At 32.5% G+C, this 8,728-nt stretch carries 7 protein-coding genes and 1 pseudogene; 1 reads left to right on the top strand and 7 read right to left on the bottom strand.

All coding sequences use genetic code 11. The annotated features are described in order from the left end of the window. The 4 genes and pseudogenes from Q0R51_RS08690 to gtfA all read right to left on the bottom strand — a co-directional run. Positions 1 to 317 (bottom strand): annotated as a pseudogene (locus tag Q0R51_RS08690) (ABC transporter ATP-binding protein); the annotation flags it as partial. 345 nt (positions 318 to 662) lie between these two features. Then, positions 663 to 1,976, bottom strand: coding sequence for a PTS sugar transporter subunit IIC (locus Q0R51_RS08685; protein ID WP_294758167.1), 1,314 nt, complete (start codon positions 1,974 to 1,976; stop codon positions 663 to 665). Then, positions 1,973 to 3,427 carry a 6-phospho-beta-glucosidase gene (locus tag Q0R51_RS08680; protein WP_294758165.1) on the bottom strand — a complete coding sequence of 485 codons (1,455 nt, stop codon included), beginning with the start codon at positions 3,425 to 3,427 and terminating at the stop codon, positions 1,973 to 1,975. Before Q0R51_RS08680 ends, Q0R51_RS08685 begins: the two co-directional genes overlap by 4 nt. A 17-nt stretch (positions 3,428 to 3,444) precedes the next feature. Then, positions 3,445 to 4,887, bottom strand: coding sequence for a sucrose phosphorylase (gene gtfA / locus Q0R51_RS08675; RefSeq protein WP_294758163.1), 1,443 nt, complete (start codon positions 4,885 to 4,887; stop codon positions 3,445 to 3,447). Between the two features lie 168 nt (positions 4,888 to 5,055). Here gtfA and Q0R51_RS08670 point away from each other — a divergent pair, with 168 nt between their 5' ends. After that, positions 5,056 to 6,006: a LacI family DNA-binding transcriptional regulator gene (locus tag Q0R51_RS08670; protein ID WP_294758161.1), complete on the top strand. Its 951-nt coding sequence runs from the start codon at positions 5,056 to 5,058 to the stop codon at positions 6,004 to 6,006. 158 nt (positions 6,007 to 6,164) lie between these two features. Here the strand turns inward: Q0R51_RS08670 and budA are convergent, their stop codons facing one another. From budA to Q0R51_RS08655, 3 genes are all read right to left on the bottom strand, one after another. After that, on the bottom strand, positions 6,165 to 6,875 hold the full coding sequence (gene budA / locus Q0R51_RS08665) for an acetolactate decarboxylase (RefSeq protein ID WP_294758160.1): 711 nt from the start codon (positions 6,873 to 6,875) through the stop codon (positions 6,165 to 6,167). A gap of 166 nt (positions 6,876 to 7,041) precedes the next feature. Continuing rightward, positions 7,042 to 7,548 (bottom strand): DUF4411 family protein, encoded by a 507-nt coding sequence (locus Q0R51_RS08660; protein ID WP_122026396.1) that lies wholly within the window; start codon positions 7,546 to 7,548, stop codon positions 7,042 to 7,044. Then, positions 7,548 to 8,651, bottom strand: a complete 1,104-nt coding sequence (locus Q0R51_RS08655) for an ImmA/IrrE family metallo-endopeptidase (RefSeq protein ID WP_294758157.1) — start codon at positions 8,649 to 8,651, stop codon at positions 7,548 to 7,550. Before Q0R51_RS08655 ends, Q0R51_RS08660 begins: the two co-directional genes overlap by 1 nt. Between the last annotated feature and the right edge of the window lie 77 nt (positions 8,652 to 8,728).

Below are 8,728 nucleotides of genomic sequence, written 5' to 3'. Positions count from 1 at the left end.
TGCATTTGCGCCACTGTCGCATCGTTTTCAGTATAAAAATGGTCTACCATTTGCCCTCTTAATTGATCAAGATATTCCTGAATCTGTGCGTTAAAAAGGTAAGTCGCTAAAGGCAGAATAAATACACCACAAACTACCGGGATAAATTCAATTAATTGCCAGCGAATATAAACAGGCAAATTGCCGACGCTTAATCCATTAACTGCAAATTGAAAAAAATATTGGTCAAGTGAGCCGGTAACAGCGAAAATAAAATAAAGTAAGATAATAAAAATTGCTCGTCGTTTATTGGAGCCAATCAGTCCCTTTAATGTCATGTGCTTGCTTCTTTCATTTTATGCTAAATCAATTTTATTAAATTTATCTAATAATAAAATGAATAAGTACGGGTGTCAAATTAGGAGGCAAAATATAATGGCTGATTATAAATAAAAAAACTAATTCTTTAAAAAATTAGACGAAAAGTGCTTAAAATTTTGCACTGGTCAGCCGGTTCAGCAATGATAATGTCAATTATAGTTTGTTTTACCTTCTTATAATTTCGGACTCTCTTGAAAAAAACTATTCTAAAAATTCCTAAATTACAAAAAATCAGTTTACTATTAGTAAACTGACTCTTTAAAATTATTTAATAAATGCTCTTAATCAAAGTTGAATAATATTTAGTTTTTATTTACAGCTGCTTGCTCCTTTTCATAATTGAGATTATCGACTTTTCTAATAAACGGAAAGTAAATTAGGCATGAAATAACAATATTAACTGCTTGAGCTAAAGCCAAACGCCAACCACCAAGAATAAAACCTGAAATAATTGCCGGTGTGGTCCACGGAACTTGAACACCGCTGAATAGCGGAAGTACTCCAGCAGTCATGAGTCCATAATCCAAAAGTCCAATCACCAGTGGTGTTAATACAAACGGGATAAATAAGAAGGGATTCATTACTATTGGTGCACCATAAATTACTGGTTCATTAATATTGAAAAGCGTAGGAACAATGGCTAGTTTACCCAATTGCTTCGTTTGCTGAGATTTGGCAAAGAAGAACATATAGATTACCAACCCAATAGTTGCTCCAGTGCCAGTCATATTAATCAAGATAGCTGTGAATTGATCCGTGAATACGTGTGCACCATTTCCAATTGTTAAGGCTTTACCAGCATCTAAGAGTTTTTGGTTAGAAGTTAAATTTGCTAATAAAATTGGATAAAAAATGCTTGTGACAATGGTACCGCCATGGACTCCGAACCACCAGAAAAATGTTGCTATAAAACAATAAGCCATTACGCCCCAAACTGAGTCTGTCATACCCTGTAGAGGAGTTTGAATAATCTTATATACACCTTCAATAAATGTAGTATTCCATACAAAGTGGATGAGTGCATATACGGCAAAGGTAACTGAAATAATGACAGCTGCGGGAATCAGAGCTGCAAAAGAATTAGAAACTCCTGATGGAACAGCTTCTGGCATTTTAATTGTCCAGTGATGTTTAATCATTGCAGAATAAGCCCATCCAACTAATAATCCGACAATTATAGCGGCAATCATTCCTTGGCCACTCGTCCAGTCTTTTGGAATAACATTTGCAACTGTAAATTTACCATTTGCAGTTACTGCAGTTGATTTTGTGAGTACAAGAAAAGAAGATAAGGCTATAACAGCGGCACCTAATGGTTCAACATTCTCTATCTTGGCATATTGATAACTAACACCTAAGACTGCAATAATTGCAATAATTGAAAATGTGGCTCCATTAATTTGATTTAAAGGATCCATCCATCCATTAACAGTCAAAAAATTAGTTACAGGGGCCCAAGGAAAGTTGGCAATTAAAGTAAATAAAGAGCCGATCATTAAAAGTGGCAGTGTATAAAGGATACCATCTTTTAAAGCCCTGATTGCTTTGAAATTGACAAATTTAAGTACGGGTGGGACTAATTTATTATTAACCCACTTTGAAAATCCATTTTTCATTTTTCATCCTCCAAAAATAAATTTTTACCATTAGAATCAATTACTTTTCTATACCAATAGAAAGAATCCTTTTTTAACCTTCTAAATGAACCATCTCCCTTATCATTACTATCAACGTAGATGAAACCATATCTTTTTGACATTTGACCCGTACCCATTGATACCAGATCAATACACCCCCAAGGAGTGTAACCAATTACGTCAACTCCATCTTGTTCAATGGCATCAATCATTGACTTTATGTGCTCTTTTAAATAACTAATTCTGTATTCGTCATGAATTGATTTGTCATTTTCTACCCTGTCCTCTGCACCAATGCCATTTTCCACTACAAAAAGTGGCTTATGATAATGATCTGTTAGCCAATTTAATGAATATCTAAAGCCCAAAGGATCGACTGGCCAGCCCCATTGAGTTTGCTTTAAATATGGATTGTTAACATTTAATTCTGATCCGACAAATTTGAAATCTGGATTATTTTTTTCAAACTTGATTGTATTTGAGTTGTAATAACTTAATCCGATAAAATCAGTTTTACCTTTTTTCAAGTCCTCACGATCATTATCTGTTATGTCTTTGCGAAGATTATTCTTTTCAAAATAACTTTCCATGTTTTCGGGGTATTTACCTAATACTTGTACATCCGCAAACCAATATCGTCTTTGCATGGCTTTTTGCGCCTGAAATATATCTTCCGGCTTACAAGAATAAGGATATTGAGGCGTCATATTAATCATGCAGCCAATCTTATTATCTTGATTAATTGCATGGCCAATCTGCACTGCTTTAGCACTTGCAACTAACTCATAATGCGCGGCTTGGTACATTCTTTCTTCTCGTTCTTCTTCAGAAAGATTATTAATTAAAATACCTGAATCAGCCAGCATACTTAAATCACTATTGTAGTCAGTTTGATTGTTGATTTCATTAAATGTCATCCAGTAATGAACCTGATTTCTATATCTTGAAAAACATACTTCAACAAATTTTACATAGAAATCTATTACTCGACGATCTGTCCAACCACCATATTTTTTGACAAGAGAATAAGGCATTTCAAAATGAGAAAATGTAACTACAGGTTCAATATTATATTTTTTACATTCATTAAATACATTGTCATAAAACCTTAAACCATCTTCATTTGGCTCCTTGTCATCGCCGTTAGGAAAAATTCTTGACCATGCAATTGATAAACGAAAGCATTTAAAATGCATTTCAGCAAGAAGCTTAATATCTTCTTTATAATGATGATAAAAATCACTGGCCTTATGCATTGGATAATACTTTCCCTTTTGAATTCCATTGGTTATTATTCTTGGTTTAGCTACAGCTCCTTCAGTTACTACATCAGCTATACTTAAACCTTTGTTATCTTCATTCCAAGCTCCTTCAATCTGATTAGCAGCAACAGCTCCACCCCATAAGAAATCTTTTCTTAATTTGTTCATATACTAACTTCCTTTCATTAAAACGTTATTTTCTTTTTATTTTTTGTTACGAAATATGTTAAATTTTCGAAATCAACTTTTGCAGTGACCTCACTTGTTTTTTGCTTATTCGTCCTTGTTATTACAATTTCATGATCACTAGGTGTCAAAACTTTAATTGAACCCTGCAAATCGAATGCTTTTTCTTTATTACGAAATTCTAATAACTTTATCAATGCTTTAACTATAGGACGCTGAACTTCTTGTTTGATTTCTTTTAGACTATAGTAATGTCGATTAATATTACGACCTTCTTTAGTTCTTTCAAGTAGCTCTATGTCATTCTTACCTGCTAGTAAACCGACATAGTATATTTGAGGAATACCAGGCGCAAACATTTGAATTAAACGAGCAATAAAATATTTCTGATCATCATTACCTAACGCTGAATAATACGTTGTATTAATTTGGTAAATATCCAGACTGTGATATTCAATGCTTGAATATTTTCTTTTCACATTAGCCCCTATTTGGTAAAGCTTATTAGTAGTGTACTCTACCTGTTTCTCGGTCAAAATATCCTTAGCATCTACTACTCCAATTCCATCATGTGTATCAAGAGTAGTAAATTGATGCATAGGACACTTTTCAAGCCATTTTGCTAATTGATCACTTTTACCACTATAAAGCGAATAGAGTAGTACCATAGGCAAAGCAAAGTCATAAATAAAATAACCATGTTTTGCAACTTTAAATGACATTGAATAGTGCTCATGAATTTCTGGCAAAATAACCGCGTCAGTATCTGCTAAGTAATTTTTTATTTGCTCTAATAAATCCCAGATTTCTGGTTCCACAAAAAAATCATCTGAATCTAATTTTTTAATAGCATAAGCAAAAGCATCTAGGCGAATTATACTTGCACCATGTTTTACTAAGTTTTGCAGATTATGCTTAATAAACTTTTGTGTAGTACTGGTTCTGATATCAAGATCCATTTGGTCAGGGCCAAAAGTATTCCACATTTTTTCTTTACTACCGTCTTCGAATGTTATCTCCTTACATGGAGTTTTATTTTTTCTCTTATAAATGATAGCAACGTCATTTTTGGTTGGTCGACCAGTAGGCCAAAACCTATCCCAACTTAAAAAAAGATTGCAAAATTCACTTTTAAACTTCTTAGATTGAAAGTCTTTAAAATAAGATGAATGCTGTGACAAGTGATTTATCATAAAATCAAACATTAGATAATAGTTTTTACCAAGTTCTTCAACATCTTTCCAAGTGCCAAACTTGGGATCCACTTTATCGTATCTTAAAGGTGAAAATCCTCTATCACCAGCTGACGGAAAAAATGGTAATAGGTGAACTCCGCCAATGGCATTTTTGAAGTACTTGTTTATTACAAAAGTCAAATCCTGCAGATTGCTTCCAAGACTATCTGGATATGTGATCAGTAAAGCTTTGTTTTTGACTTTCATTGAATCTCCCCATTCTCAATTTACTGAAATCGCTTTTTCTTACAGAATTTATAATATCAAAATGAAAACCGAATGTTACTTTTTAAAGTAATTTACATCTTAAAACTGTATAATAAGCTATAAAACTAGTAGTTAACAGTATGTAAATTTTCATAAATAGGTGTAAAAATGAAAATAACTATCAGAGAAGTAGCCGAATTAGCAAATGTTTCAATTGCTACCGTTTCAAGAGTTATTAATAATAATGGCTATATTAGTACTAAAACACGTAAAAATGTCTTAGAAGCGATCAGAAAATCTGGATACCAAGTTCCAGTAAAGGAAAAGCAAGTCACAGCATCAAAAAGAATTATCAAAGCTATATTGCCTAATATATATAATCCCTTTTATGCGGACTTTCTTAATAATCTGGTAGAAAGTCTGAATTACTATAACTATGACGTTCTATTTACTATTGCAAATAATCCTCAAGATAGTTTAGAGAATTTTGTTAACGATATCCGTTCTCGCAAGGTTGATGGGATAGTCGTCTGTTCGCATTTGCAAAATTCTTATCACTCTTTATCACGAAATTTACCAATCGTTTCATTTGATCGGGACTTTAAAAATATTATAGAGATAAGAAGTGATAATTTAGACGGTGGCAAAAAAATAGCAGAGAAGGTATTAAGCCTAGGCAAAAAGAATATATTAATCATTTCAGGTGATAAGTCTGATTTGTACCCAATTAATGATAGAATTAAAGGAATGTTATCAGTCTTTAACTTGTATAAGGTAAATGTTAATACCAGTTATTTAGATTTCAATAGTTCAATCATGGCCAAAAAAATTGCTATTGCGCAAATTATTAATTCCAAGGCTTATGATTCTATTTGTTGTACCGACGATAATACTGCACTTTTGGTTAAACAATTCACGAGTAAACAGGAATATTACCCTTTAATAACAGGATTTGATGGAACCGCTTTGGTGCAAAATCTATTTCCTGAATTAATTACAATTAAGCAACCAACTAAGGACATGACTAACTTAATAGCAGAAATCTTAATCCAAAAGATTCATCATCCAACCGAAGACTTTAAGAAAATCTACACCCTACCGGTAACTTTAATTTCTTAAAAGTTAGCTGAAAAATCAGTTGCTTTAACCAAAATAATATTGGATTCAACTTCTTAAAATTATTTCTTATGATTTTAGACATTAAAAAGTGCTCGATTATATTTTTAGCTATAATCGAGCACTTTAATTTTAGAGTTCAAACAATCTTCACACCAAAGTTATTCTGACTTCGAAATAACATTATTCAAGTTGCTGGTGTCACTTAAATTGGCATTTAAAAATTCTTGATTATCAACTGGCAAATGCAATTCAAAGTTTTCTATGGGCTGAACGCTGACTACTACATCTTTCATCGTTGCTGCCAAAATGTGACCGCCAAAGCTTAAGTCATCTGCCAAAAAGTGATTATGAAATCCTGAAACTCCGACACCTTGAAAAACAGTTGGTGTGTAATAAGTAATCATTGTGCCTGAAATATTTTCAGCTTCAAACTCCACTTGATTTTCAGCTATTTCTCCCAGAGACGGATATGGCTTATGTGACTTTTTGGAAGACCTTGTACGAATTTTTTGGAAAACACCTTTAGTTAATATTGCGAAAAATTGATTTTGAGCGGTATTTTTTGTTAAAACATCTTTTAGCATTTCTGTCAATTCGACATTTTGATAGCTTTTGAATTTGTGATAATCCGCAAAACCAACGTCAGCATAAGTCACTTTAAAGTCATCTGGCAGTTTCACAGCCGGACCACTAACATCTATTTTGTAACCGACACCATTCAATATTACTAATTCACCATCAACGCCATCACCCGTTCCAATACCAATATTGCCGTGTTTTAACAATTCTGATAGCGGTAAAGTGCCTTCCAATAGGCCTTCAACCAGCATTTGCATAGTCCCATGTTGAAATAATGTGTTTTTATTCATTGTATTGCTGCTCCTTTTTTCAAAGATTTATATATAAAAACAATCAGAACAAACTTAGTTTTTACAAATCAGTTTAGCACCAATTTGTTCTCAACTTATTATGTTCTGATTGTTTTTCAACTCTTGCTATTTTTAGTTTAGTAAATAACTATCTCGATCTAAAAATTCAAATGCACAAATTGATTTTCTCAAAGAAATCATTCATGTCAATGCAATCAACATCTAAGTCATCGCACACATCAGGTATTTTTGCGGCCTTATTACCATTTGGATTGTGCAAATTAGGATTCCGAATTTCACTTGTTACAATGGTTAAATTTTCTTCTTTTGCAATAGCAATAAGCCAAGGATCTGCAATTTTTTCATGTGCCCATCCTCTGTCAGCTGATAATGCTTCATCTTTATAATATTCACAGTCGCCAATATATTGTAGTACTTTGGCCCATTGTATTGCATAGTTTTTATGGTTTATTATTTCTTTTAAATAATTTTTATCCAACCATTTTCTAAATTTAGGGGCTTGGTAGTTTTCATCGACCACAATTTCGGGAATGACAACATATTTATTTAAAATGGCAGGTAGCTTAGCCCAAAAACTGGGAAAATACTTTACCCGATAATACCGTTCATAAAAATTTATATAGATATTAGTATCCAGCAAATATTTTTCCATTACATTCTGCCCCCCGTCAGAATCTTAAACGACTTATAACTAACACCAGCAATATTAAAAGCGTCCGTATAAGTAATCTTATTTTGTTTTATTGCATTTTCAATATAATGTACAAAAGTCTGATCAAAACGAAATCTGATATTATTATCATAGTTTCCACCCCTAGTTTTTTTATCTAGCGGGATTTTCGCAAATTCTTTTTCTAACTGTGAAACTTTTTCATCATACTCTTTTTTCGTCAAAATCTTCATATCATATAGTTTACGTACAATGACAAATTTACTAACGGGAAATTTGTGAGCTAAAAATTCAATATCATAGTTATTTAGTTTTCTAATTTCTTCATCTGGTAGCAGTACTTCTGCTGCTACTTTATTAACAAAGGCTTCTGTGCGATCAAACTTGTATGATCCTGTGTCAAATATTTCTTCCTGATCAAGAAAAAGATGGACTAATTCATGAACAAGTGTAAATAATCGTCCTGCTTCACTATCTTTAGAATTAACGAAAATAATGGGGGCTTTTTTGTCACTTAAGACAAAACCTCTGAACTCATCTAGCGACAAGCTTCGATGCGTATTGCTTTTCACTGAGCCATTAAAGAAGATAAAGATACCTATTTTATTCATTTTATCTCTAAAATATTTCAAGGCATTCTTTCCCACATTTTTCTGATAGTTAATTGGAATATCGAGATAATTACGCATATCATCTACAACTTGCTGGTAATCATTTTTTATTGAATATTTTCCGATAAAATCGAGTTCATAATCAATTTCGTTTCGCAGAAAATCCTGCTTTGTTTGCATTTCAATAATCGTATCTCTAAGTTCATTACTAATCTTTTCAATCCGATTTGAATTAATCGTTCTAAATTTAAGTGTATTATTATCAGCCTCAACTGGATCTGAAAGAAGCAGCAAGCCAGTCGGAACATCAATAAGTTTAGCAATTTCTGAAAGTTGATTAAAAGTGGGGGTTTTACTGCCGTCTAAAAAAGCATCAATGTTCTGAACTTTCATTTCTAAATAATCTTTAGAAACTCCAGAATTGTCAATGTAATAAGCTAAAGTACGTGGATTTATGTCTAATCTAGTTACCATTAAAAACACCTCCCTTAGTAATACGCATTTATACTGCTATTTTCCTCAAAAATTTACATTAATGCAATCTTTAATAT

The organism is uncultured Lactobacillus sp., assembly GCF_946477725.1.
Taxonomy (GTDB): domain Bacteria; phylum Bacillota; class Bacilli; order Lactobacillales; family Lactobacillaceae; genus Lactobacillus.
The sequence above is the reverse complement of the archived record's forward strand: the minus strand, read 5'-3'. Positions and strand labels throughout refer to the sequence as shown.